Here is a 25,435-nt window from a genome sequence, read left to right on the forward strand (position 1 = left end):
ATCAGAAACTCCCCTGCAGCGACAGATACAGACCTTGCTGGTCTTCCAGGGTGGCAACGTCACCCAGGTTGACCAGGGCCCCTGTGACAGCCAGGCGACGGTCCGGCACCCAGGCCACGAACAGGTCCCACCAGTCATTCTCGCTGGCAAAGCCCAGGTTGTCCGGCTTTTGACGGTATTCCGCGCCCACCAGCCACTGGCGGTTGAGGAAAAGCCCGACGCTGCCCTCCATCATCAGTTCGTGGCTGTTGTTACGGTCGCCGCCAAAGCCCAGGAGTCCACCCTGGTTGGCCCGGGTAGCCCTGGCGGTCAGGTTTACCAGCAGGTTTCGCTCCTTCACCGCGGCGAAGAACAGCTTGCTGCCACTGACATAGACATCGGTGCCACTGTCATCCCGGGCGCCGATCGCCGAGGGTACGGTGAAATCCCTCTGGCGCTTGTACTGAACGCCCGCAGACCACTGGCCCCAGGGACTGTACAACACATCGCCGGCGAGCCGGACCTTGGCGCCGAAAATATCCTGATTCAGTTCATCCTGCTCCAGGCCAAAGCCGTCCTTGAGGGTAAACACCAGGCTGTCCAGATCCAGGGTCTGGCGGGCCACGGTGATCTCCAGGCGGTTATTCCAGTTCAGCCCGGCACCGGTCACCGAGAGAGAGTAATCGTCCACTTCGGCCCGGCTGAGTGCCACGGTGCCGCCCCACTCCTCGTCGCTGGCGTAGCTGCCCAGTAGAGCCCAGGGAACCAGGCCGCCGCCGGCACTGCCCTCAATGGTGGTGACGCCTCCGGTCGCCCAGATCCGGCTGCCGATGTCGGCCATGGCGGCCGGTGCCATCAGAAGCGCCACGGTCAGTGTCATCAGACGTCTCTTTATCATTCTGAATACTCCGGGTTGGGTCGGCTCAGCTCTCCTTTGCGGGCAGCCAGGGACAGCGCAGTCTCCGGCAGATCCTCGGGGGCAATCGGGCGGCTCAGGTAAAAACCCTGGCCGAGGTTGCAGCCCCAGTGTTGCAGCAGCTGCCAGGCTTCCAGGTTCTCGATCCCTTCTGCCACGACCTTCAGCCCGAGGCCGTGGGCCATATCAATGGTGGACCGGACAATCAGCTGGTCCTGGGGCTCGGAATCCAGCTTCAGCACGAATGACTTGTCGATTTTCAGCTCCTGTACCGGCAGCTTGCGCAGCTGGGACAACGAGGAGTAGCCGGTGCCAAAGTCGTCCACCGACAGGGTCACTCCCAGCGCCCTGAGCTGGTTCAGGGTGGCCATGGCCTCTTCCGGATCTTCCATCAGGGCACTTTCCGTGACTTCCAGGGTCACCCGTTCCAGATCGTGGTGCCAATCGTGAAAGGTTTCCGCGATGTGCCGGGTCAGGGCGGGCCAGGTGAGGTCCATGGCGGACAGATTGATGGCAACGCCCGCGTCAACACCCTGCTCGTGCCACCGCCGGGCATCGCTGGCCACCCGTTGAAGTATATGGGCCGTCAGGTCGTGGATCTGCCCTGACTGTTCGGCGAGAAAGATGAACTCCTCGGGGGAAATAAAGCCCAGTTCCGGGTGAATCCATCGCACCAGGGCCTCTACCTGCACCAGTTCGCCGCTCTGGCTATTAAGTTTCGGCTGGTAGTTCATGTGCAGCCCGTCGCCCATGATGGCGGCGTGCAGGTCGGTGATCAGTTTCAGTTCTCTGAGGTGACTCTCATCCTGCCCCGGCTGGTAACGGGTGAAGGGTTCGGGGTGGGCCTCGGCCTGTTCGAAGGTGAGATTCAGCCTGCGACGCAGGGCATCGGTATCGGCGGCGTCCTCTGGCAGTTCCATGGTGACGATGGTAACTCGCAAGGAGAAGGGCGTTTGGTCTACCTGCAACGGGGATTCGATGACATCGTGCAGTGCCCGGACCCTCTGGTCGCAGGCTTCTGGCGGCAATGAAGGAATCAGGGCCAGGAACTCCCCTCCGCCGGTGCGGGCAAGGATTCGGGCATCCTGCAGTTCCTGCTGCAGCCGCTTGGCAATGCCAATCAGGACCTTGTCGCCGAATTCCAGACCCAGAGTATCGTTGATGTCGGAGAGGTCGTTCAGTCGGATTCCCACCAGTGTGGCCCGGCCTCGGTTATCAAACAGCTCGGCGGCCTTCTGCATCAGAGCGTTCCGGTTTTTCAAGCCGGTGACGTCATCGTGGGTCGCTGCATAGCGGATCTGGGCTTCCCGTTCCCGCAGGCCCGACAGCATGTCCCGGAGGGCGTTGCGGAGCTGGGTCAGTTCGCCGCCGGCCCGGATGGCCGGTGCCTCCGGTGTGGTGCCCTCACCGATAGCCCGCGCGTAGCTTGCCAGCTGCAACACCGGGCGCCCGAGGTTCCGGGCAATGACCAGCGCCAGCAGAATGGCGAAAATCAGGATAGCGGTTACCAGCAGCGCGATTTCAACCGCTCGCTGGTAGTAATTCTGGAGCGTGGCATCACGGCTAATAAGCAGCACGGCCTGGACCGCGGCGGGGTCTGATTCGCCCAGGTTGATTATCCGGGTGAAATAACCGGCACTTTCAATAAAATTGGCGTTGGCGGATGCGCCTGCAAGCTCCTGCTCCAGCTTGGCATCGATGCTGGTGGTGGCGGCAAAACTGTTCAGGCTGTCGTTCTGGTTCGATCGCGCCCTGAAAATCACCGAGGTGCCACTGAGCCGGGCAATGACCTCCGCCAGGGACTGGTCCAAGGCAAAGCCGCTGACAAGCCAGGCCCGAAGCCCCGGGGCCTCTATCGGGATGATGAGAATCTCGTAGCCCCTGCCATCAATGGCCCGCAGTGACCGGGTAAACCCATTACGACGGGTGCTTGTCAGCTGTTCCTGGCTGACGGCAGGAAAAGGGTTTTGCAGGGTCGAGGCCAGGGGCTCTCCCTGACTGTCCAGCAAGAGCGCGAAGTCGGCACCCACCCTGCCGCTGTGGTTTTCCAGGGCACTGTCGATGGTTGCCGGGTCGCGGCTGGCAATGGCCGAGCGAAAGCCGAAATCCTGCACCACAACACTGAGCCGGGACAGTTCCAGATCGGTCCGGCGATCAATGACCTCGTTGGTCAGCCGCTCTCCGATGGCCAGCTGTTCCAGTGCACGGCTTTTCTCATCCTCGAACAGGTACACCATCAGCAGGGCGACGATCACCAGGCTGACCAGCGCCACCAGAGAGATCATGGCGGCAATAAGCCGGCCCCGGAATCCGAGACGAGATACCAGACCCATCAAAGCTCCCGAAAGCGCTGCTGGAGACGGTCCAGCGAGCCTTCTGCGGCAGGCTCGGGCTCAAGATTGAGGGTGACGATTGCGGACTCGCTATCACGTTCGATTTCACGGGTGACCGGGCGGGTATTATCCGGCAGCCGTGGGTGCCAGATCTCAAGTGTCACCGTGCCCTGGCTGCCCTCGCTGGGCAGTGTATCGAGCGACAGGGTGACCTTGCCGGAGGTATCTGTCCGGCCGGTGTCAGCGGTGTCGGTGACCACCACAAAGCCCTGCATGTGGTCGTGAATGTTGCAGCCCAGTTCAACGATGCCTGGCTTGTCGAAAACAATGGGAGCCGCCGGGCGGTCGGCGTAAAGCTCGATGTTGAAGGTTTTTGCCGGCGAGAAGGAATACACGTGATGCTGGGTATTGTCGCGATTCGGGAAATCCACGCTGGAGCCGACTGGCACCACCAGTACATGGGGATGGAAGGCGCGATCCTTCTGATAGATTTCGGCAGAAACCGGTGTTGCCGGACGGGCACTGTCTACGGAAACCACGGCATTGGCCACGGGTTCGGTGTTGCCTTCCAGGGTGACGGTTACGGACAGCTCGTACGCGTTGGCTGTCGATACCATGGCAGAAATCAACAGTCCCGCCAGCACTGCAATCGCTGATACTTTCATTAAACCTCTGAACCTGTCAGGCCAGGCCGGACCCGAGAGAAAATCGAATGTGGTTCCTTACCAGCAGATTTTCCCAGTAATGCCGCATCCAGTCCCAGGCGGCGTTGTTCACCTGCTCGACAAACGGGTCGAGGTTGAGTTCGTAGTAGTCCGGCGTGCCTGCTATCTGCAACACGGTTACGGTGATGGAGTCGTCCAGCTCGTTGGCAAAGGGCTCGCCGATAAGCTGATGAGCCAGAAGATTAGCACGAGTTGCTTCCATATCCACGATTTCGCTGGCCCGGGTACACCGGTTGTTTTCGTACATTTCTTCCATCAACCGATGACAAAGGTAGGCGCGGATCAGTAGGCCATCGAGACCGTCGTAGCGAACCAGGAGCGCTGATGGCTGAGTAAAATACCGGATGGCGGCATTCACAAAGGGCTCAAACAGATCGGCTTTTCCGGCTTCCCGGGCACAGGCTTCAACGCATTCGATGAGCCTTGGTGCCATTTCGATGTACTCAACCACGAACTGGAACAGGCAGGTGGCGGGCTGATACCCCTCAATAGTGACCGCAGACGGGAGCGCGGCAACCTTTTCGTGAAGCTGTCGGAGGAAGGTCCCGGAGCGGGCTTCCTTGCGCCGCGCCTGGTCAATAATCTCAAGGACTACCTGTGGTGTCATTTCAGGAGAAGCCGATGTCTGAACGAATTGAGGTCGCAAGGCGCCTCCCGTTGTTAGCAACTGATAGCAACGAGTTCCCGGGCAGGAGAGGAGGGCTGGCTACCACATCGTGCCTGCCTTTTCAGACAAGTGTAGCCGAGATTTTTGCGACTGCTTTTCCGCTGTGATGAAAATACCCGGCTGTAATGTTACGGATTGAATCTGCGTCACTGGCTCTGGAACCAACGGTCGTTCCTGGTATGGGACCAGCACAGCCATCCCATGCTCAGGGCCCGCGCTACCATCAGAGAGATCAGCGCGAACCAGAGCCCGTGATTGCCCCAGCCCGTGGTCAGCCACCAGACCGGTGCAAACACGGCCAGGGCCGAAAACAGCATGGTGTTCTGCATGTCCCGGGTTCGGGTTGCGCCGATAAAAATCCCATCAAGAAGAAAGCCCCAGACTGCGGCAAAAGGTAGCAGCCAGAGCCAGGGCAGGTAGCGCCAGGCGGTGGCTCTCACTTCCTCGATACCGGTTAGCAGTGCAATGAGCCAATGCCCGCCGGCCACAAAAACAATGGTGAGCAAGAGGGCGCCCCAGAGTGACCATCGCAGGGCACTTCGAAAGACCACCCGGAAGCGCCGCCGGCTGCCTTTGCCGATAGCCTCGCCAATCAGCGCCTCGGCAGCATTGGCAAAACCGTCCAGGGCGTTGGAGATCAACAGAAGAAAGGTGATCAGAACGGCATTGGCAGCGAGGATGGTGTCTCCCTGACGGGCGCCCTGGGCGGTAAAAAATGCCAGCACCAATAACAGCGCGATGGTTCGGACCATGATGTAGCGGTTAACCTGGAGAATCCTCAGGTAATCCTCGAGTTTGCCGAACAGAGCCTTCGTCAGCCCCTGCCCCTCAGGCATTCGCCGTAATACGATCAGGAAACCGATGGCGGCGGCACCGTATTCGGCGATCACAGTGGCAATGGCCACGCCACGGCTGTTCCAGCCAAGCACGGTAACAAAAAGAATATCCAACACGATGTTCAGGCCGTTTGCTGCAATCAGCATGATCATCGGGCCCCGTGGAAACTGGGTGCCGATGAGCCAGCCAACCAGCGTGTACTGGCAGAGAACGGCCGGCGCGCTCCAGATCCGGATTCCGGCGTACTCGGCCGCCAGTTCGGTCACGTTGTCACTGGGATTCATCAGGCTCAGGCCGGTCTGTATCAGAGGCTGGTGAAACAGAATGAGAAGAAGGCCGATCCCGGTTGCCAACAGGATCGAGCGCAGCAGCAATGCCACCTGACTGAAGTTGTCCCGCTTGCCCCATGCCTGAGCGGCCAGGCCGGTCGTGCCCATGCGCATGAAGCCAAAGGTCCAGTACAGGATGCTGAACAGATTGGCACCAACGGCGACGGCGCCAAGATACTCCGGGCTTTCCAGGTGGCCGAGCACGGCCGTATCCACCAGTCCCAGGAGAGGGACGGTGAGGTTGGTGAGCATCAATGGCCAGGCCAGGGCCCAGAGACGTCGGTCGGTTGCCGGCAAGTTAAAAGGCATATGCGTTTTAATTCTTAAAAAATTCTGTTTAGCTTTTTTGGGTTTAGCCGATTTTTTAGTCTTTTTTTGATCTGTGTCTATACTCCAAGCTGAGTATCCGAAAGCAGGCTTCCACTCTGGTTTTGCGGTGTATGCGACGCCGAAAATGCCAGCGGGATAACGCAAAATCCGACAAGAATAACACTCTGTGGAGACACAGTATGCGCGTGCACGCTCAGCGGGCAGGTGCCCTTTTAGGCGGTCTGATGTTCCCCGCCTGGTCCATGGCGGACTGGACACTGAACATGACCCCCGGGGTGACCGGCACCAGTAATGACATTTTCAGCCTTCACATGACCATACTCTGGATCTGCGTCGTCATTGGCGTCGTGGTTTTCGGTGTCATGTTCTGGTCTATTTTTGCCCACCGTAAATCCCAGGGCGCCAAACCGGCGAACTTCCACGAAAACACTCTGGTCGAGATTCTCTGGACCATCATACCTTTTGCGATACTGGTTGTTATGGCGATTCCTGCCACTGCAACTCTGGTGGACATGTATGACACTTCGGAATCGGAAGTGGACATCAAGGTCACCGGCTATCAGTGGAAGTGGCAATACGAATACATTAATGAAGATTTCGGTTACTTCTCGAATTTGTCCACGCCCCGGGATCAGATCGAGAATCGCCAGGCCAAGGGAGAGAACTACCTCCTCGAAGTGGATAACCCGCTGGTAATTCCTGTCGGGAAAAAGGTTCGCTTTTTGTTAACGGCCAACGATGTCATCCATTCCTGGTGGGTTCCGGATTTTGGCGTCAAGAAAGACGCCATCCCGGGCTTTATCAACGAGACCTGGACCCGGGTCGACAAGCCCGGCATCTATCGCGGCCAGTGTACCGAGCTTTGCGGGAAGGATCACGGCTTCATGCCGGTGGTTGTCGAGGCGGTGCCCGAGGAGGAATACAACGCCTGGGTCGCTGAAAAGAAAGAGGCCGCCGAGCGAGAACGCCAGCTGACCCAGAAAGACTGGACCATGGCAGAGTTGATGGAGCGCGGCGAGAAAGCCTATCAGACCGCCTGCGCCGCCTGTCACCAGCCGAACGGTCAGGGCGCGCCACCAGCCTTCCCGTCTCTGGTCGGAACCCAGGTCGTTACTGAAGACATGGCAGCCCATATCGACATCGTTGTGAATGGTGTCTCGGGAAGCGCCATGCAGGCCTTCGGCAATCAGCTGAGTGAAGTGGACCTTGCAGCCGTGATTACCTACGAGCGTAATGCCTGGGGTAACAACACCGGCGAAATGGTCACTCCGAAAGAAATATTTGATTACAAGAACCAACAGTAATCATCGCCAGATAACAGATATCACCAGCCACAAAAAATGGCGGTAACGGGGGTTTTCATGAGTGCGGTTGCAGATACCCACGCCCAGGATCATCATCACGGCCCGGCCAAAGGCATAAGCCGTTGGCTGTTGACCACAAACCACAAGGATATCGGGTCCATGTACCTGATATTCAGTTTCACCATGTTCCTGCTCGGCGGGGCCATGGCAATGGTCATCCGGGCGGAGCTTTTCCAGCCGGGGCTGCAGATTGTGCAGCCGGAATTCTTTAACCAGATGACCACCATGCACGGCCTGATTATGGTGTTTGGTGCGGTCATGCCGGCGTTTGTCGGGCTCGCCAACTGGATGCTGCCGCTGATGATCGGGGCGCCGGATATGGCATTGCCACGGATGAATAACTGGAGTTTCTGGCTGCTTCCGTGCGCCTTCCTGATCCTGGTTTCCACCCTGTTCATGGAAGGGGGTGCGCCCAACTTCGGCTGGACCTTCTACGCCCCCCTGTCGACGACCTACGGGCCGCCGAGCACCACCTTCTTTATCTTTGCGGTTCACATAATGGGTGTCTCGTCGATCATGGGTGCGATTAACGTGATCGCCACGATCCTGAATATGCGGGCACCGGGCATGACCCTGATGAAAATGCCCCTGTTTGTCTGGACCTGGTTGATTACCGCGTTCCTGCTGATTGCAGTCATGCCGGTACTGGCCGGCGTCGTCACCATGATGTTGATGGACATCAACTTTGGCACCAGCTTCTTCGATGCTTCCGGCGGCGGTGATCCGGTACTGTTCCAGCACGTGTTCTGGTTCTTCGGGCACCCCGAGGTATACATCATGATCCTCCCGGCCTTCGGGGCGGTCTCCCATATCATTCCGGCATTTTCCCGCAAACCCCTGTTTGGCTATGCCTCCATGGTCTACGCAGTCGGTGCCATTGCTCTGCTCTCGTTTGTGGTCTGGGCGCACCACATGTTTACGGTGGGTATTCCCATCGTCGGCCAGCTGTTCTTCATGTACGCCACCATGCTCATCGCAGTGCCCACCGGGGTGAAGGTTTTCAACTGGGTGGCCACGATGTTCAGGGGCTCATTGACCTTTGAGGCGCCGATGCTGTTCTCAGTTGCCTTCGTCATCCTGTTTACCATCGGCGGTTTCTCCGGCCTTATGCTGGCTATTGCGCCGGCAGATTTTCAGTACCACGACACCTACTTCGTAGTCGCCCACTTCCACTACGTGCTGGTACCGGGTGCGATCTTCGGTATCTTTGCCTCCGCCTACTTCTGGCTGCCCAAGTGGACCGGGCACATGTATGACGAAACCCTGGCCAAGACCCATTTCTGGCTGTCTTTTGTTGGCATGAACCTGGCGTTCTTCCCGATGCACTTCCTGGGACTGGCAGGCATGCCACGACGGATTCCGGATTACGCGCTGCAGTTCGCCGATTTCAACATGGTTTCCAGTGTCGGTGCATTCATGTTCGGTGCCACACAGCTGTTGTTCCTGTTTATCGTGGTCAAGTGCATCAGGGGTGGCAAAGAGGCTCCGGCCAAGCCCTGGGATGGTGCTGAAGGTCTCGAATGGACTGTGCCCTCACCGGCGCCATACCACACCTTCGCAACGCCGCCGGTAGTGAAGTAGGGGGCACTGGCTATGGCAGAACAACAGGCAAATAGCGCCGGAGCCCCCAAGGGCAATGCTCGAGTGGTGGGCTGGTGCATGGTCAGCGTGGTCGGCATGTTTGCCTTTGGATTTGCCATGGTGCCTCTGTACGACGTGTTCTGCGAAATTACCGGGATTAACGGAAAGACCGGGGGGCGGTACGAATCCACCGAGGTGGCAGAAGCAGACGTGACCCGAACGGTCAAGGTTCAGTTTCTCGCCTCCAACGGACCGGGGATGACCTGGAAATTCCGCCCGGTTGTGCGGTCGGTGGATGTTCACCCCGGTGAGCCGACTACTGTGAATTTCTATGCCGAAAACCCGACAAGTGAGCCAATGGTAGGCCAGGCGGTCCCTAGCCTCGCGCCTTCAGAGGGGACGCTGTATTTTCATAAGACCGAGTGCTTCTGCTTTAACCAACAGCCTCTTGAAGCGGGTGAAAGTACCGAAATGCCTCTGATCTTTATCGTCGACAAGGACTTGCCGGCGCATATCACCAAACTAACTCTGTCTTACACGCTCTACGATCAGGGTAAACAGGTGTCGGCAGCACAAAACTCCCGGAAAGAAACAACAACAAACGACAACGGATAAGCCATCGGAGACTGTCATGGCGGATAACCAGACCTATTACGTTCCGGAACAGAGCAAGTGGCCGATCGTCGCCACGATTGGCCTTGGGGTAACTCTTTACGGGGTGGCCTCAATCATGGTGAATGGCAAACAGGGGGACAGCACAACCGGTGCCTGGATAATGTTCTGGATCGGCGCCCTGATTATGGCCTACATGCTGTTCGGGTGGTTTGGAGCCGTCATCAAAGAGAGTCGGGCGGGACTCTACAGTGATCAGATGGACCGCTCGTTCCGCTGGGGGATGAGTTGGTTCATTTTCTCAGAGGTGATGTTTTTCGCCGCGTTTTTCGGTGCGTTGTTCTACATCAGGGTGTTTGCGGTGCCCTGGCTTGGTGGCGAGGGTGACCGAGGTTCCTCGAACATGTTGTGGGAGGGCTTTCAGTCGACCTGGCCTCTTATCAACAATCCCAGCCCGGAAGCTTATCCCGGCCCCAAGGAGGTTATCAGCGCCTGGGGCCTGCCTTTGATGAACACGATCTTGCTGGTGACGTCTTCATTTACGGTAACCGTGGCGCACCATGCATTGAAGGCAGGTAATCGGGCGAAGACCAAACTTTGGCTGGCTGCAACCATCGCTCTGGCCGTGGTCTTCATGTTTGTTCAGGGCTATGAATACCTCCATGCCTACCGTGACCTCGACCTGACCCTGCAATCCGGCATCTACGGCAGTACGTTCTTTATGCTGACTGGCTTCCACGGTGCCCATGTGATGCTTGGCACATTGATGCTGGCCATTATGCTGGTGCGAATCAACAAGGGCCACTTCACTGCGGAAAACCATTTTGGTTTCGAGGCAACCGCATGGTATTGGCATTTTGTCGACGTGGTCTGGCTGGGATTGTTCGTGTTCGTTTACATCATTTGATCTGCGTAGTCAGGGAGTCGGATTAAGAGTCAGGCTCCCGTTCCACAGAGCAATCAGTACCACAGCCAGGAGCAGTATGCTAAGCGTCACCCGGACGGCCAGAGAGTTAACAACCCGATTGGTCTTGCCGCCGTCTTTAATGAGAAAAAACAGGCCACTGAAAAGGCTTACAACCACAGAAAGCATCAGGAAAACAATAACTGCTTTGAGCATGGGACTTCCTGTTTTTATTGGTTTGATGGATGTACGGTTCGCAAACGGTTCCGGACTCGCTGAGGTCACTATAGCAGAGCATGTCTGATTCGCAGGGCAAACACCGCCGATGGCAGTTTGACTGGCGGCTGCTGGTGTTCAGTGGGGTCTTACTGCCGATACTTATTGGCCTCGGTGTCTGGCAGCTGAATCGGGCGGAAGAAAAGCAGCTTCTGCTGAACCAGTGGCAGCAGGAAGCGGAAAACCGGGCCTGGCAGGACATAGTGTCCGGTGATCTGACCCGTGGTCGGCCTCTGACACTGACCGGGATGTACGGAAGCCGAAACTGGCTGCTGGATAACCGGACCCGTGATGGCATCCCGGGTTATGAAGTCCTGACAGAGTTTCGTCCTCTGGAAGGGCCGCCGGTTGTGGTTAATCGCGGTTGGGTCCAGGCGCCGCGAACCCGGGATCAGCTCCCGCAGCTGGAAACGCCGGAAGGGATTTTTACCCTGGAAGGTCGACTCAGTGACTATCCGGTGCCGCCGGTGCTGGTGGATCAGCCAGAGGCAGGCGGTCCGTGGCCCTGGCGGGTACAGAGTCTGTCCGGAGAGGCCGCACGAAAGGAGATTCCGGATCTTCCCGACAAAATAGTAAGGCTTTCCGGCAATCGCCAGCCGGGCGCTTACCGGGCGGATTGGGAACCGGACCTGATGGGGCCACAAACCCATTACGGATATGCCACGCAATGGTTTGCGCTGGCCGTGGCGCTGACTATATTGACTATAGTGGCGAGTTACCGAAAGACAGGAGCCAATAATGACAATGACAATGGCTAACCGGATATCCGACCAGGAACACAACGAAGGGCCAACCCCGGAACAGGTGCGTCGCGGCCGTCGCACGGCATTCCTCCTGTTTGCGCTGGGTTTTGGCCCGATGATTGTTGCAACCATCATGTTTTATACCGGCTGGCTGAACCCGGCCGGCCACACCAATAACGGCGTTTTGCTCCAGCCAGTGGCCCCGGTTTCAACGCTCAATCTCGAAACGGCTTCCGGTACTCCGCTGGCAGAACGCTTTGGCCCGGAAAAAATCGATCCGGACTGGCTCATGATTGTGGCTGCCGGCCAATGTGGCAGTCAGTGCGAAGAGCTGCTCTATCTGGCCAGGCAGGTGAATATCGCCCTTGGCAAGAACGCCAACCGGGTCTCCCGGGCTGCCGCACTGGGTAGTGTGCCCTCCGATCTGCAGGCGCGTTGGTCCTCCGAATACAGCTCCATGGAGCGCCTTGTGCCTGCGGCGGGTGCCCGGCCGGACTGGCCAGCCGGTATCAATCCGGAAGCGGAGCCGCGCATCCTGCTGGTTGATCCGTTCGGTAATGTGATGATGCATTACGGTTCCGAGCATACTGGTAAGGATATGCTGGAGGACCTGAAACACCTGCTCAAACTGTCGCAGATCGGTTAATGGCCAGAGCGGAGAGTCAGCCTTGAATCAGTCATCTGTTTCCCCAACTACGGCAGCCCACAAGATGGCAAAGTGGGCAACCTTTGCCGTTTTGCTGGCGATTGTCGTGATCATGCTGGGTGCCTGGACCCGCCTGGTGCACGCAGGGCTGGGGTGTCCTGACTGGCCCGGGTGCTACGGTTTTCTCACGGTGCCCCAGAGCGAATCGAACATTGCCATAGCGAATGCCCGTTTTCCCGATACGCCGGTGGATGTGCAAAAAGGTTGGCCCGAGATGATCCACCGCTACGCCGCAGGCACCCTGGGGCTGGTGGTGTTCGGCCTGGCGGCCTACGCGGTTCGTAACCGGCGCCAGGGTGTTCCGGTAAAGCTGCCTTTGTTTATCGCCGGTTTCATCATTCTTCAGGGCGCTTTCGGCATGTGGACGGTGACCCTGAAACTGTGGCCCCAGGTGGTGGCGCTGCACCTGCTTGGCGGCTTTACCACACTGAGTCTCCTGACGCTGCTGGCCCTCCGGTTGCGACGTCAGGCGAGGCGGACAGGTGATCGGGAGCCCCCGCCATCCAATGCCCTGTCCGGTTTCCGGCCCTGGCTCTATGGCGGGCTGCTGTTAGTGGTGATGCAGATTGCCCTGGGGGCCTGGACAGCGGCCAACTACGCGGCCGTTGCCTGTACCGATCTGCCCACCTGTCAGGGCCAGTGGTGGCCTGAGGGCATGGATTTCCGGCACGGCTTTGACGTTACCCAGCACGTGGGCCCCAACTATCTGGGAGGTCAGCTTACCGCTGACGGGCGGGTGGCGATCCATGTTACACACAGACTTGGTGCTGTGGTGGTACTATTCTATTTCACGGCATTGCTGGCGTTGATGTGGCGGCGACGGGGCGAATCCGGACTCGACAACCCCATTAAACTGGTGGCGGTCCTGCTGGGTGTCCAGATCCTGTTGGGTCTGGCCAACGTGATTTTCCATATTCCCCTGTCCATCGCCGTGGCCCATAACGCCATGGGCGCAGGACTCCTTCTTTCAGTTATTCACCTGATCTGGCGGCATCAGCTATTACTCGAACCACATAGCGTCCCGGCAACACACACAACAACAATGAACCAGGAGGTTACGGCATGAGCGAGCAAGTGGAAGCACTGCCGGCCCAGGCAATTGCGAGCGACTCCAGAACAACCATTTCCTGGCGTGACTTTCTGGAGCTGACCAAGCCCAGGGTTGTCGCGCTGATGATCCTTACCTCGGTGATCGGCATGCTGCTGGCGGCGCCAGGCGTGCCCGGTTGGGGCGTGTTGGTCTGGGGCAATCTGGGTATTGCCCTGCTTGCCGGCTCGGCTGCGGTGGTCAACCATGTGGTAGACCAGAAAATTGACACCGTCATGGCTCGCACCCGCAAGCGCCCGGTGGCCACAGGCAAGATCTCGCCTCTGGATGCGATCCTGTTCGCAACGATACTCGCGTGTGTTGGTATGGCCGTGCTTATGTGGCAGGTGAATCACCTCACTGCCTGGCTGACCCTCGCCTCCCTGGTGGGTTACGCCGGTGTCTATACCCTGTTCCTCAAGCGTGCTACGCCCCAGAATATCACCATCGGAGGTCTTGCCGGAGCCATGCCACCGCTGTTGGGGTGGACCGCTGTGACCGGCCAGGTTGAGGGCCACGCTCTGCTGCTGGTGCTGATCATTTTTGCCTGGACCCCGCCGCATTTCTGGGCTCTGGCTATCCATCGCAAGGAAGAGTACGCCAAGGCGGGCATTCCCATGCTGCCGGTCACTCATGGCAACAAGTTCACCGAGCTGCACATCCTGCTCTACACCCTGATGTTGCTGGCGGTCAGTCTGCTACCTTTTGTCACAGGCATGTCCGGCGGTATCTACCTGGTGGGCGCCCTGGCCCTTGGCCTGCGCTTTCTGCAGTATGCGGTAAGGCTGTTGAAGGGTGACGATCGGCGGGTGGCCCTGAATACCTTCAAGTATTCCATCACTTACCTCATGGCCCTGTTTGTGGTATTGCTTGTGGATCATTTTGTATTCTTCTGAGTCAGACATTGTGCTGACGCAGGCGGGGATGGCTTTCCGAAACACGCTGTAAATACGTCCGTGTACGCCCGGCTACGCCATCCATGGCTCCGCACGGTTTCGGAAAGCCATCCCCGTCTGCTTATCTGATCAACGAAGTGGACCACCCATGAAAAGCTCCAGCTCTATTCGCCTTACCCTGTTCTGCCTTCTGCTAATCGTTGTTCTGATCTTTGGACTGGTTGTTGGACGGCAGGTATTTCTGGTGGGTAACCAGGAACCGATTCCGGCGCCGGAGCTGACGGAGTTCAATACGTATGTCTATGATCAGCCTCGTCAATTGGCAGAGTTCACGCTGACGGATGAGAACGGTGAAACGGTCACGCGGGAGAGTCTGAGGGGTCGCTGGACCATTGCATTCGTGGGCTACACCAATTGCCCGGATATCTGCCCGGCAGCCATGGCCAATTTGCGCCAGACCGACAAGCTGCTGTCCAAGGAATTGCCCCAGCCTGACTATCTGCTGGTCAGCGCTGACCCGGAGCACGATACGCCGGAGAAACTCAAAGCCTACACGGACTTCTTCGGTGAACATTTCCATGGTCTGACCGGAGATCTGGACACCTTGCGGGAACTGGCCAAAAGCCTGAACGCGGTGTTTGTCCATCGTGAGGTGGATGGCGAGCTGCTGGTGGATCACAGCGGCCATTTTGCGCTGCTGAACCCCGACGGCGAACTTGCTGCTGTGATCCAGCCGCCCCATAATCCGCACAACCTGGCCGAGGCCTTTGAGCGGATTTACCAGTGGGCAAAGGCCAATCGTGAACGGGTGAGCTCCTGACGCTTCAGAAACCCGGAATCCGATGCTCCCTATTGATGCCATTCTTCCAGACCTGAAAGCGGCCCTGGAACGCACGACTACCGTACTTCTGCAGGCTCCGCCCGGTGCCGGTAAAACCACCCGTGTGCCTGCCGCCCTTCTGGATGCGCCCTGGCGCGGTGACGGCAAGATCCTGATGCTGGAGCCCCGTCGGCTTGCAGCTCGCTCTGCCGCCCGGTTCATGGCCCGGCAACTCAATGAACAGCCCGGACAGACGGTAGGCTATCGCACAAGGCTGGATACCCGTGTGTCTGCGGCCACCCGGATCGAAGTCGTGACCGAAGGCATCCTGACCCGGCTGATCCAGGCGGATCCGATGCTGGAGGAGTACGCGGCGGTCATCTTTGATGAGTTCCATGAGCGCTCTTTGCAGGCGGATCTGGGCCTGGCCCTGGTGCGGGAATCGCAGCAGGCGTTGCGGGAGGATCTGCGGTTGCTGGTGATGTCCGCAACCCTGGATACCGGGCCGATTGCGCAAGTGCTTGGAGACGTTCCCGTAATAACCAGTGAAGGACGGGCGTTTCCGGTCGATGTTCATTACCGGCCGTTGCCGCGCAGTGGCCGCATGGTGGATCAGGTTACCGCTGTGGTTCGGGAGGCATTGGCTGATCAAAGCGGCTCACTGCTGGTGTTTCTGCCCGGTGTGGGTGAGATACGTCGGGTTGAGCAACAGCTCCGTGCAAACCTGCCGGACCGGGTGATACTTGCTCCACTATACGGCAATCTGAAATCGGAGCAGCAGGACCAGGCAATCTCGCCGGCTCCCGAAGGCCAGCGCAAGGTGGTGTTGGCTACGGCTATTGCCGAAACCAGTCTGACCATTGAAGGGGTTCGGGTTGTTATCGATTGCGGTCAGCAGCGTCGGGCCGTTTTTGATCCCAACAGTGGCATGACCCGCCTGGTCACTGGCCGGGTATCCAGGGCTTCTGCGGAACAGCGTAAAGGCCGGGCCGGCCGGATGGAGCCCGGGGTCTGTTATCGATTGTGGAGCGAATCGGAACAGTTCGGATTGGCCGATTACACGCCGCCCGAAATTCTGGAGGCCGATCTGGCACCCTTGGTGCTGGAATTAGCCCAGTGGGGCGCGCGGGAAGCCGATGCCGTCGCCTGGATTGATAAGCCCCCTGCCGCCCATTGGAGGCAGGCTGTGGCCCTCCTGCGGTGGCTCGATCTGCTCGATTCAGACGGAGCTATTACGGACCACGGCAAAGCGGCCCGGGAGCTGGGTATACACCCGCGACTGGCGCATATGGTGCTGAAAGGCCGTTCTATAGGGCTCGGAGGCGCGGCTGCGGCCGTGGCCGCCTTGCTGGAAGAGCGTGATCTCCTGGGCCCCGGAACTGGTGCGGACATGCACGAGCGGGTTCGGGTGTTCTTCGGGGAACGGCGGGATCGCACGCTGGATGTCGCTCGCCTGAAGGCTGTACGCCAGTCGGCCCGGCGTCTTTCCGGGCCCGGGACGACTGAGGCAACACCGCCCTCGGAGACCGAAATCGGCCGATTGCTTGCCCTGGCCTATCCGGACCGTATTGCCAGGCGGCGATCGGATAAGGCGGCGAGGTATCAGCTCAGTAATGGCAAAGGTGCGGTACTGAGAGAGGATGATCCCCTGGCACGGCACGAGTGGCTGGTGGCGGCCGAGCTGGATGGCCAGGCCCGCGAAGCCACGATTTACCTGGCCGCGCCGGTGGACATTCCGGACCTGGAGCTCGACCTGGCTGACCACATACAGGAGATCGAAGAGGCACTGTGGGACGACAGCCAGGGTAAAATTCTGGCGCGGCGTGCGCGAAAACTGGGTGAACTCGTGCTTCAGGAAAAGCCGCTCGGCCGGGTGGATCCGGAACTGGTCCGGCAGGGGCTGCTCAGCGCGATTCGGAAGAAGGGCCTGGAAAGCCTGCCCTGGAGTGATGGCAGTCGCCAGTGGCGTGCCCGAATGAGGTTGCTCGCCAGAACCTTCCCGGATTCCGGCTGGCCGGACACCGATGACGCGGCGTTACTGGATAGTCTCGAGGTTTGGCTGGGCCCGTTTCTGGTCGGCATGACCCGATGGTCCGATCTGGCCCGGATCGACTTGCTGGCGGCCCTTAACAGCCTGATTGATTACCCGTCCCAGCAGCAGCTTCAGAGTCTGGCGCCAACACATCTGACCATACCGACCGGCCAGCGGGTGAGTCTGGATTACACCGCCGACAATGGCCCGGTGTTGGCGGCCAAGCTCCAGGCGCTGTTTGGCTGGAAAGAAACCCCTGCCGTTGCCGGTGGGCGGGTACCGGTGGTGCTTCATCTGTTGTCCCCCGCGCAACGGCCTCTGGCGGTCACCGCCGATCTGGCCAGTTTCTGGCGTAACGCCTACCCCGAGGTGCGCAAGGATATGCGTGGGCGGTATCCCAAGCATCCCTGGCCGGAAGATCCGTTTACCGCCGAGGCTCAGCAGGGCACGAAAAAACGCCCAACTCGCTGATGCGTTTGCTGACCAGCGCGTGAGGCACCCGCTCAAAGTAGATATTCCGTGGCGTTATCCAGTCTCCCGGCGGTGCGTTGAGTTCTTCCGCGGGCATTTCCTCGAGTTCAACCGACCCGGGGTCGGCGTCGCTGTTCCGGAAGCTGTCGGCAAGAACCCAGAGGGGCTTCCCGGCCGCATGGGCCGCCAGAGCCAACAAGTGTGTACCGCTTTTGTTGATAAAATGCCCATTGGAAAGCCAGGTATCGCACCCGGTGATCACCAGGTCAGCCTGGGGCACAAACAGCCCCATCTGCGCATCGGTGATCAAGGTGACGGGTATGGCTAGCTCGTTCAGCGCCCGTGCCAGGGAGTGGCCCTCGAAGCCCGGGCTGCTCTGGGTGCAGATGACAGAGAAGGCCTGGCGCTGTTCCGCCATGTTACGAAACAGCGCCAGTACCGCGGAGCTGGCGCTATGGGTCAGTATCACCGGCGACTCTGGCAGAAGATCGAGGGCTTGCCGGGCAATGGTTCCGGTGGCATTTTCCAGCTGGTCTCTGATGTCCATGACGGCCTGAAGGGCGACCTGAACATCACTGGAAAGACGCTGCTCGATCATGGCCAGTGCATTGCCAATCACGATCATGCTCGGGCGTGCCGCCCGGAGTTCTGCCAGTAGCCTCAGAAATGTCTCGCCCTCTGGCTCGACCTCGTCCAGGTAAGATAGCAGTTGATCGAGGGTGTTCATTGCCAGCTGTGTAGCGCCTGACCGGGAGTCCGCTTTCAGTGCGGCCAGAAGGGACTTTGCCCTCGCATCAAGTTCCTGCATTCCGCTCTTCCGTGCTTATGTGCTGCTTCAAGGGTAGCACCTGTACGGTCTTTTCCTGATGTCTGGAGGTGAAAATAGCACTTGCCTGAATGTCAGCCCTGTATAAAATACGCGCAACTCAACCCCGAGTGCGCAGTATCCATGCACCTTGTTTCCTTCGATATTTTCCGAACCCTGGGTTTTCCCGACACCACCGTCCTCAAGCCGGACCAGTTTTTGCGTCATAAAGAACTGTTGCGGGAAGCAGATTGGGTCCTGTTTCCAGAGTACTGGCAGTTAAATGCCCTGGTTCACGGTCTCAAGTGCCGGGTGTTTCCCAGCGAAGCCAGCTACCGCATCGGCCACGACAAAGTGGAGATGACCCGTGCATTCCAGACGGTGGCCCCGGAGCACACGCCCTGGACCATGATTGAGGCCAACGGCCCGGTGGAACGTGACATGATCTGGGATGCCATGGTGCATCCGTTCGTGGCAAAGCTTCCCAAGGCCAGCATGGGCGAAGGCGTCTGGCTGATTGAATCCCGCGAGGACTGGCGCCGCTACTGCGAACGCACCGACGTGCTCTACGGCCAGGAATACCTCCCTCTGGACCGGGATGCGCGAGTTGTGGTGGTTGGCGATCAGGTGCTGACGGCTTACTGGCGAACCCAGGCCGATCAGGGCTTCTACAACAATGTGGCCCGGGGTGGCCGCATTGACAACAGTCCGGTTCCCCCGGTGATGACGGACCTGGCGTTGCGGCTGGCCAGGGATCTGGGTGTTGATCACGCAGGCTTTGATATTGCGCTGGTGGATGGCCACCCTTACGTACTGGAATTCAACCGGCTGTTCGGAAACAAGGGATTGGGCCAGGGCACGGAGCTCCAGGAGGCGATTCTCGGCTATCTCCGGGAACAGACCGAACCGGAAGACCCGGACGGCCCCACCGAACCACCGCCGATATGGCCGGTGGCGGTCTAGGAATTCCCGCCAGAATTCATGCCAGTGGCGTTGCCAGTATTGCCCATTACTTATGGGTAGATATGCTCATATCCGGGCCCTCAAAAAAGCCCGATGATCGCGCTATCTAACGGGTGCTGCAGCGTTGCTGTAGTGCCTTTTTTTATGCCTGTTTGCCCTGTGGAGGGACACACCACCCATGACCGAAGCCGCTAACGCCAATATCGCCGATTACTACGAAGCCGACACGTTCAAGCGCATCAAGGACTTTGCCGACGGCAAGGAAACTCCGTTTGTGGTGATCGACACCGCAACGATTGACCGTCAGTACGACGAGCTGGTCGAGGGTTTCCCCTACGCCAAGGTTTACTATGCGGTGAAAGCCAACCCGGCCCCGCAGATCCTGACCATGCTGCGCGACAAGGGTGCCTCTTTCGATATCGCGTCGGTTTACGAGCTGGACAAGGTGATGGCCCTGGGTGTGACCGGTGAGCGGATCAGCTACGGCAATACCATCAAGAAGGCGAAGGACATTCGCACCTTCTACGAGAAAGGCGTTCGTATGTTTGCCACCGACTCGGAGGCAGACCTTCGCAACATCGCCAAGGCGGCCCCGGGCTCGAAAGTGTATGTGCGTATCCTGACCGAAGGTACCCTGACGGCAGACTGGCCGCTGTCCCGCAAGTTCGGCTGCCAGACCGACATGGCCATGGACCTGCTGATCCTTGCCCGTGACCTGGGTCTGGTGCCCTACGGCGTGTCGTTTCACGTCGGTTCCCAGCAGCGCGAGATTGGCGCCTGGGATGCGGCCCTGAACAAGGTGAAGGTGATTTTCGAGCGTCTGAAGGAAGAAGACGGTATCGAGCTTAAGATGATCAACATGGGCGGTGGTTTCCCGGCCAACTACATCACTCGCACCAATGAGCTGAAGGTGTACGCCGAGGAGATTGCCCGCTTCCTGCACGAGGACTTTGGTGCGGAGCTGCCGGAGATCATCATCGAGCCGGGCCGATCGCTGATTTCCAACGCCGGTGTTCTGGTGAGCGAGGTGGTTCTGATTTCCCGGAAATCCCGTACTGCCCTGCATCGCTGGGTGTTTACCGATGTGGGCAAGTTTTCAGGCCTGATCGAGACCCTGGATGAGGCGATCAAGTTTCCGATCTGGACTGAGAAGGCGGGCGAAGGCGAGGACTGTGTGATTGCCGGGCCGACCTGTGACAGTGCCGATATCATGTATGAGCATCACAAGTATCCGTTGCCGTTGAATCTGGCGATTGGGGATCGGATGTATTGGCTGTCTACCGGAGCCTATACGACGACCTACAGTGCCATTGAGTTTAATGGGTTTCCTCCGTTGAAGGACTATTACATCTGACCCTGTATTAGTTCGGAGTCTGGCCGCGGGGCGGGGGTGTCCTTTCCTCTGGGAAAAACAACTCGCTTTGCTCAGACATTTTTTCCCGGCGGAAAGGACACCCCCGCCCCACGGCCGTTCCGGCTGGATACGGGGAGTCCGCGAAGGGAAAATTGGTATTCAGAGAAGGATCAGCTTCCGGGCTGGTCCTTTTTTCGTTCCAGGTTCAGGGTAAAGGCCAGGGGCAAGACCAGCAGGCCGTAGGTGATCATCAGCATCAGGGCGTGGCGGGCATCGCCGGTCCAGTCGGCGACGACACCGCCAAGCATGGGCACGCAAAAAGCGACGGTGTAACCGACCAGAAAGGTGCCGGCGGAGAGGCGGCCAGTTTCGGCGGCGGAGACCACCAGCGGGGGTATCGCTACGAGCAGGATCAGGAGCATGCCGGCGACCAGGCTCATGAGAGTGGCGCTGACGATGGACCACCAGCCGGTAAGCATGACCGCGCCAATGGCGCCGAGCAGGCTGATGCTGGCCAGGGTGGCGATGACGCCACGACGCCCGACCCAGTAGCGCGCCATTTTCAGCATGATCAGGGAGGCGAAGACCTGGGCAAGGTTGTACCAGAACAGGGCATCCGGCAGTTTGTCGAACTGGCCCTGATGCTGCAGCAGGTTGCCCATGTACGCGTTGAGGCCAAAAAACAGCGAGCCGGAGAGGCCGAGCAGTAGACCGATTCTCAGGGTCAAGGGGTTATGCCAGTCCGGTAGCCAGGCTACTTTTCGCACCGGTTTAGCCCGGTCCCGTTTGGGCAGGAACAGGGCTGCGGCAACCAGCAGCGCCGGGAGTGACCAGGCCACCAGGGTGGCGCGCCAGCTGTTGTCTAGCAGGGGCATGAGCACAGGCAGCGTGATGCCGGCACCGATGAACTCACCCATCAGCATGCCGTTCATGTAGATCGCCGAGCCTAACGCGAGGTGGTGGGGTTCCAGCCACCGGGGCAGTAGTGCCGGCAGTGATGGTTGCATCATGGAGACGCCGATGCCCATGACGGCACTGGCAATCATCAGGGTCAGGGTGTCGGGCATCAGGCCGCGCCCGGCGGAGCCGATCACCATAATCACCATGGCCAGAGCCAGGGTATTGCGGGGGCCAATCCGGGCAATGGCCAGTGAGCCGGGCATGGAGCCGATGGCCAGCATCAGGATGGGCAGGGTGGTCAGGGCGCCGGTGAGTGCCTGGGTGAGTGCCAGTTCGTTGCTGATGAAAGGCGCCAGGGGCGGCGCGACCAGTACCGGTATCCGCAGGTAAACGCCGGCCAGCCAAAGCAACACCGCCACCGGCAGCAGCTTCGCTGGCGGTGGCGGTGTGGTCGCGGCCTGGTGTTCAGCCACGGGCAAGACGATTCAGTCTTCGCTGGTGTCCGGCAGGTAGGCTCCGTCTTCGTCGTGGACTTCACGGCCGGTAACCGGTGGATTGAAGGCACAGATCAGTCGCATGTCCTCGGTGCCACCGTACAGGGTGTGCTGGTCATGCTTGTCGAGTGCGTACAGGGTTCCGTCAGTGATCTCGTGGGTTTCACCGGTGGCCTTGTCCAGGATCTTGCCGTTGCCGGCAACGCAATAGACGGCTTCCAGGTGATGCTTGTACCAGAGGTTCAACTCGGCCCCGGCAGGGATGATGGTCTCGTGGAAGGAAAAGCCCATGCCGTCTTTCTTGAGCAGCATGCGGCGGCTTGTCCACCCTGGTCCGGTGACTTCCCGCTCGGTACCGATAATGTCTTGCACTCGTACGATTTTCATGAGCATTCCTCATTGTGTGATGGAATAGCCTTTTAGTATAAACATCCCTTTCAGGTGCGGTTCAACCGCCAATCGTCGTAAACGGCCATGGCCTGTTCGAGCGAGGTGGCGAATCTTTCCCGCTGCCGTTCATCCAGGGGGCGCCGTTTCCGGCACTTGTCGAAGGCTTTCTGAATTTCCTGTCGGCTCGATTTTTCAAGTCGCTCGAGCCAGTGATGGTCTGCTGGCTCAAGGTCCAGCAGGTCGCGACCAGCGTGATTCCGATGGGAGATATGCCACCAGTGATCCACGGCCCTTCCCAATACAACATAGCCGAACTGGCTGTCCTGTACAGGACCGAAGGTGGCTGTTTTCAATCCGTCCCTGAGCACGCCGATACTCAGCGCCGGCAAGGCCAGCCGATCGCCGTAGAAATAGCTGCCGGCAGCACCGATCAAACCGCCCACCAGAGCACCGGTTCCAAGGGAGGAGCCGAAGGTCAGCGCGTCGATTCCGGCGCCACTGACGGCGCCCGCGCCGAAGCCGGCGGTGGCCAGGTAGCGCTTGCTGACCGCCCAGGCTTTGCGGCTGTCTTCCGAGAACAGGTCGTGTTCGCTGTGCCACTCCAGTTCGGCTTCCTGGCGACGGATGCGCTGGTGCTGATAAAGATGTTCGATATCCACGCGCAGGGTCTGTTCCCGCTTGCGCTGGTGACGATACCAACGTTCCCGCAGCTGTTCGGCCAGGGAGCCGTCACTGGTTTCTGCAGCCTGGCCGGCGGTAAGCGTCCGTTTTTCCTGGTAGGACATCATGCTCTCAAGTGTCCTGGCGATCAGTACTGCGGCCTGATGGCGGCGCTGCTGCCGCTGGGCGGACAGGTAGTGAGTGGCCTGTTCCAGTGGTGTTTCCCAGTCCGGCTCCAGTTGTCCGAAAGCCCGTAAAAGGCCCAGATGTTGCTCGAATGGGGCGCGAACAGCGTCGAAACGGCGGACAACCTGAAAGAACTGGCCCAGCGCGGCCTGCCAGGTATCACTGTAGTCGTCGGCACCGATGCTGTTGATCAGGGCCAGGCTCGGGCGGCCGGTCCAGCGCAGGATGGTCATTTCTGCCTCGTGCTCTGCGCTGTAGGGCACCGAGCCGTCCACCACGTAGATGATCCCGGCGCCTTCAATCAGCGGTCTGAGAAGCTCACATTCATCGGTGAATCGGCCGTCCCCCTCATGCTGTGCCACAAAGGCTTTGACGGTGTCTGCGTGATCAGAGACGGAGACACTGTGAGCTTCCAGCCACTCCATTACCCGTCTCGGCCGCTGGAATCCGGGCGTGTCGACCAGAGTGTAGAGGGTCTGGCCGTCCACCTTCAGCGGGTAAGCCTGATGCCTGCGTGTGGTGCCGGGTTCCAGGGCAATGGCAATGGCATCGTTCTGGGACAGGGTCGCCACCACGCTGGATTTACCCTTGTTCGGGTGTCCGACGACCGCAAACGTGGGTATCCGAGTCATGACCCGTCCCCTATGGCTGTGTAGGGGTCCCGCATCTGGAGCGGGGGCAGAGACACCCGGACGAACTCGCTGCCCACTCTTTCGGCAAATCGCAGCCAGGGCTGGATCTGGTGAGCATCGGGTTGCTGATTGCTGTCCGTGGCCAGTGGCACCAGCGCGACCCTGGCGTTGTCGGGCCAGAGGTCCCGGGCGGCCGCGAGGAAGTCCTGAAGCTCGCCGGTCGGGGGTTGCCAGCAGCGAACCAGCAGGATGACTGCCTTGGCGTTGTGTTTCAGATGCTCGGCGATCCGGTGCAGAGCCTGATCATCGTCCGAAAGGCGGGCGCTGCCGCCGGCCCTGAGCACGAGTTGCTTGCCTGACCGAAGCGACTCTGGCAATTCCGGTTCACCGGCGCCGGCCCAACACAACAGAATGTCGCTGTCTGGCAGTGATAGCAGGTTGCCTCGAGTATCGGTGTCCGGCAGATCGTCGGCGTCATGATGGCTGTTGCCAGTGTCCAGGGCGGGTGTTTCCATGCGATACAGCAGGGCGTGCATGGCTGGATGGCTGGTGAGCAGGCGCCGAGCTTTTTGCCGGGCCTGCACGGACGCACACGCCCAGAGAATTATCCTTGGCAGAAGAACCCAGGTTGCCCACATCATGGCCACAAACGGCCACCACAGACCCCAGAGGGCCGGGTCAGTACTTGCCGTTGGGTTACCGGCCCGGAAAAAACGCGTCGCCTCGACCAGCGCAAGATCCGGGGCCGCGGCAGGCCAGAGCCAGGCCCAGGGCGTCGCAATGGCCTTAACCAATCCGTGATAGCTGGTGGCGGCAGTGTCCAGCGTGGTGCTCCAGCCGAAGGCGAGGTCCTGCAAGACGACCATGGCCAGCAGGGTAAACAGCCCTGCGATGGCGAACGCAATGCCGCCCAGGTGAGCCGCTCTGGCCATCAGGGCAGGCTGAAGCCTGGTGAAGGCGCCATCTCCCGGGTTGACCCCCAATCGATGCGCCAACCAGCGCCAGGGCTGCCATCCGGCCATGGCTTGCACGGTGGTGAACAGGGCGAATATCAGGTGCAGCAACACGAACGCCAGGAAAACCGTGATGTTGATGCGCTGGCCGCCGTCATAGAACAGCAGCCCGGCCATCGCCAGCGTGCCCGCGACCGCGCCTGACACTGCAAAACCACCGTTGATCCGGCGCCACGATGCCAGTGTCCGGTCCGCGGATGTCGGGGTTGCCCGGGGACCGCTGAGGCGGTTCAGGTGGGCGAGCCAGCGGGCCGCGTCCGGGGCCTCGCCCTGCTCTTCACAGACGAGAGCGAACTTGCGGTCGCGTCGATGCAGGAAGGTAGGCGGCTGTGATCTGTCCCGTTGCGCCTGGCTGTCAAACTCCAGCAGCAATCGGAGGGGGTTGTCGGTCATTCAGGGTTCCGGTGTCGAATTCGGGCTGTCGGGCCCC

23 protein-coding genes are annotated in these 25,435 nt (G+C 59.5%); 12 read left to right on the top strand and 11 right to left on the bottom strand.

The window, feature by feature from the left end:
- Position 1 precedes the first annotated feature (1 nt).
- From ACGK9W_RS17010 to ACGK9W_RS17030, 5 genes are all read right to left on the bottom strand, one after another.
- Positions 2-877, bottom strand: a complete 876-nt coding sequence (locus tag ACGK9W_RS17010) for a DUF3034 family protein (RefSeq protein ID WP_053113469.1) — start codon at positions 875-877, stop codon at positions 2-4.
- Positions 874-3,228 (bottom strand): putative bifunctional diguanylate cyclase/phosphodiesterase, encoded by a 2,355-nt coding sequence (locus ACGK9W_RS17015; protein WP_405417790.1) that lies wholly within the window; start codon positions 3,226-3,228, stop codon positions 874-876. The genes ACGK9W_RS17010 and ACGK9W_RS17015 overlap by 4 nt, the downstream gene beginning before the upstream one ends.
- Complete coding sequence (locus tag ACGK9W_RS17020) at positions 3,228-3,893, bottom strand: methylamine utilization protein (RefSeq protein ID WP_008176712.1); 666 nt, start codon at positions 3,891-3,893, stop codon at positions 3,228-3,230. The genes ACGK9W_RS17015 and ACGK9W_RS17020 overlap by 1 nt, the downstream gene beginning before the upstream one ends.
- Positions 3,894-3,909: 16 nt before the next feature.
- Complete coding sequence (locus ACGK9W_RS17025; RefSeq protein WP_008176713.1) at positions 3,910-4,560, bottom strand: hypothetical protein; 651 nt, start codon at positions 4,558-4,560, stop codon at positions 3,910-3,912.
- Between the two features lie 206 nt (positions 4,561-4,766).
- The gene (locus tag ACGK9W_RS17030; RefSeq protein WP_008176715.1) at positions 4,767-6,095 is read right to left on the bottom strand and encodes an MATE family efflux transporter; all 1,329 of its coding nucleotides are present in this window, start codon (positions 6,093-6,095) and stop codon (positions 4,767-4,769) included.
- A gap of 200 nt (positions 6,096-6,295) precedes the next feature.
- On the opposite strand from ACGK9W_RS17030, the gene coxB reads away from it, so the two are divergent.
- The 4 genes from coxB to ACGK9W_RS17050 are packed head-to-tail and all read left to right on the top strand — an operon-like array spanning position 6,296 to position 10,580.
- On the top strand, positions 6,296-7,420 hold the full coding sequence (gene coxB / locus ACGK9W_RS17035; RefSeq protein WP_008176717.1) for a cytochrome c oxidase subunit II: 1,125 nt from the start codon (positions 6,296-6,298) through the stop codon (positions 7,418-7,420).
- A gap of 57 nt (positions 7,421-7,477) precedes the next feature.
- On the top strand, positions 7,478-9,061 hold the full coding sequence (gene ctaD / locus ACGK9W_RS17040; RefSeq protein WP_008176720.1) for a cytochrome c oxidase subunit I: 1,584 nt from the start codon (positions 7,478-7,480) through the stop codon (positions 9,059-9,061).
- Between the two features lie 12 nt (positions 9,062-9,073).
- On the top strand, positions 9,074-9,676 hold the full coding sequence (locus ACGK9W_RS17045; protein ID WP_008176722.1) for a cytochrome c oxidase assembly protein: 603 nt from the start codon (positions 9,074-9,076) through the stop codon (positions 9,674-9,676).
- Between the two features lie 16 nt (positions 9,677-9,692).
- Entirely contained in the window at positions 9,693-10,580 is an 888-nt protein-coding gene (locus tag ACGK9W_RS17050; protein WP_273155846.1) for a cytochrome c oxidase subunit 3, read from the top strand.
- A 9-nt stretch (positions 10,581-10,589) separates the two neighbouring features.
- Here ACGK9W_RS17050 and ACGK9W_RS17055 read toward each other — a convergent pair whose 3' ends face one another.
- Positions 10,590-10,793 carry a twin transmembrane helix small protein gene (locus tag ACGK9W_RS17055; protein WP_008176725.1) on the bottom strand — a complete coding sequence of 68 codons (204 nt, stop codon included), beginning with the start codon at positions 10,791-10,793 and terminating at the stop codon, positions 10,590-10,592.
- An 80-nt stretch (positions 10,794-10,873) separates the two neighbouring features.
- On the opposite strand from ACGK9W_RS17055, the gene ACGK9W_RS17060 reads away from it, so the two are divergent.
- The 6 genes from ACGK9W_RS17060 to hrpB all read left to right on the top strand — a co-directional run bounded on the left by ACGK9W_RS17060 (position 10,874) and on the right by hrpB (position 17,608).
- Positions 10,874-11,611, top strand: a complete 738-nt coding sequence (locus ACGK9W_RS17060; protein WP_405417798.1) for an SURF1 family protein — start codon at positions 10,874-10,876, stop codon at positions 11,609-11,611.
- Positions 11,604-12,242: a hypothetical protein gene (locus tag ACGK9W_RS17065; protein WP_053113474.1), complete on the top strand. Its 639-nt coding sequence runs from the start codon at positions 11,604-11,606 to the stop codon at positions 12,240-12,242. Before ACGK9W_RS17060 ends, ACGK9W_RS17065 begins: the two co-directional genes overlap by 8 nt.
- Before the next feature lie 64 nt (positions 12,243-12,306).
- Positions 12,307-13,368 (top strand): COX15/CtaA family protein, encoded by a 1,062-nt coding sequence (locus ACGK9W_RS17070; protein ID WP_405421091.1) that lies wholly within the window; start codon positions 12,307-12,309, stop codon positions 13,366-13,368.
- On the top strand, positions 13,365-14,285 hold the full coding sequence (cyoE, locus tag ACGK9W_RS17075) for a heme o synthase (protein WP_008176734.1): 921 nt from the start codon (positions 13,365-13,367) through the stop codon (positions 14,283-14,285). Before ACGK9W_RS17070 ends, cyoE begins: the two co-directional genes overlap by 4 nt.
- A 148-nt stretch (positions 14,286-14,433) precedes the next feature.
- The gene (locus ACGK9W_RS17080) at positions 14,434-15,105 is read left to right on the top strand and encodes an SCO family protein (protein WP_008176736.1); all 672 of its coding nucleotides are present in this window, start codon (positions 14,434-14,436) and stop codon (positions 15,103-15,105) included.
- A gap of 22 nt (positions 15,106-15,127) precedes the next feature.
- Positions 15,128-17,608 (top strand): ATP-dependent helicase HrpB, encoded by a 2,481-nt coding sequence (gene hrpB / locus ACGK9W_RS17085; RefSeq protein ID WP_405417802.1) that lies wholly within the window; start codon positions 15,128-15,130, stop codon positions 17,606-17,608.
- Here the strand turns inward: hrpB and ACGK9W_RS17090 are convergent.
- Positions 17,562-18,416, bottom strand: a complete 855-nt coding sequence (locus ACGK9W_RS17090) for a translation initiation factor eIF-2B (protein WP_008176740.1) — start codon at positions 18,414-18,416, stop codon at positions 17,562-17,564. The two genes, hrpB and ACGK9W_RS17090, sit on opposite strands and share 47 nt — an antisense overlap.
- Before the next feature lie 141 nt (positions 18,417-18,557).
- Here ACGK9W_RS17090 and ACGK9W_RS17095 point away from each other — a divergent pair, with 141 nt between their 5' ends.
- Together ACGK9W_RS17095 and ACGK9W_RS17100 are read left to right on the top strand one after the other, a co-directional pair.
- On the top strand, positions 18,558-19,376 hold the full coding sequence (locus ACGK9W_RS17095) for a hypothetical protein (protein WP_008176743.1): 819 nt from the start codon (positions 18,558-18,560) through the stop codon (positions 19,374-19,376).
- Positions 19,377-19,554: 178 nt separating this feature from the next.
- On the top strand, positions 19,555-20,730 hold the full coding sequence (locus tag ACGK9W_RS17100; RefSeq protein ID WP_008176745.1) for a type III PLP-dependent enzyme: 1,176 nt from the start codon (positions 19,555-19,557) through the stop codon (positions 20,728-20,730).
- A gap of 170 nt (positions 20,731-20,900) precedes the next feature.
- On the opposite strand, the gene ACGK9W_RS17105 is transcribed toward ACGK9W_RS17100, so the two are convergent.
- Genes ACGK9W_RS17105 through ACGK9W_RS17120 form a run of 4 tightly spaced genes read right to left on the bottom strand, consistent with a single transcriptional unit; the run spans position 20,901 to position 25,398 of the window.
- The gene (locus tag ACGK9W_RS17105) at positions 20,901-22,103 is read right to left on the bottom strand and encodes a CynX/NimT family MFS transporter (RefSeq protein WP_039882152.1); all 1,203 of its coding nucleotides are present in this window, start codon (positions 22,101-22,103) and stop codon (positions 20,901-20,903) included.
- Positions 22,104-22,115: 12 nt separating this feature from the next.
- Positions 22,116-22,511 (bottom strand): ectoine synthase, encoded by a 396-nt coding sequence (locus ACGK9W_RS17110; RefSeq protein ID WP_008176749.1) that lies wholly within the window; start codon positions 22,509-22,511, stop codon positions 22,116-22,118.
- Positions 22,512-22,561: 50 nt separating this feature from the next.
- The gene (locus ACGK9W_RS17115; protein ID WP_405417808.1) at positions 22,562-23,992 is read right to left on the bottom strand and encodes a GTPase/DUF3482 domain-containing protein; all 1,431 of its coding nucleotides are present in this window, start codon (positions 23,990-23,992) and stop codon (positions 22,562-22,564) included.
- Positions 23,989-25,398, bottom strand: a complete 1,410-nt coding sequence (locus ACGK9W_RS17120; RefSeq protein WP_405417811.1) for a DUF2868 domain-containing protein — start codon at positions 25,396-25,398, stop codon at positions 23,989-23,991. Before ACGK9W_RS17120 ends, ACGK9W_RS17115 begins: the two co-directional genes overlap by 4 nt.
- Between the last annotated feature and the right edge of the window lie 37 nt (positions 25,399-25,435).

This window comes from Marinobacter flavimaris (assembly GCF_045057155.1).
In the GTDB taxonomy this organism is placed as follows: Bacteria; Pseudomonadota; Gammaproteobacteria; order Pseudomonadales; family Oleiphilaceae; genus Marinobacter; species Marinobacter manganoxydans.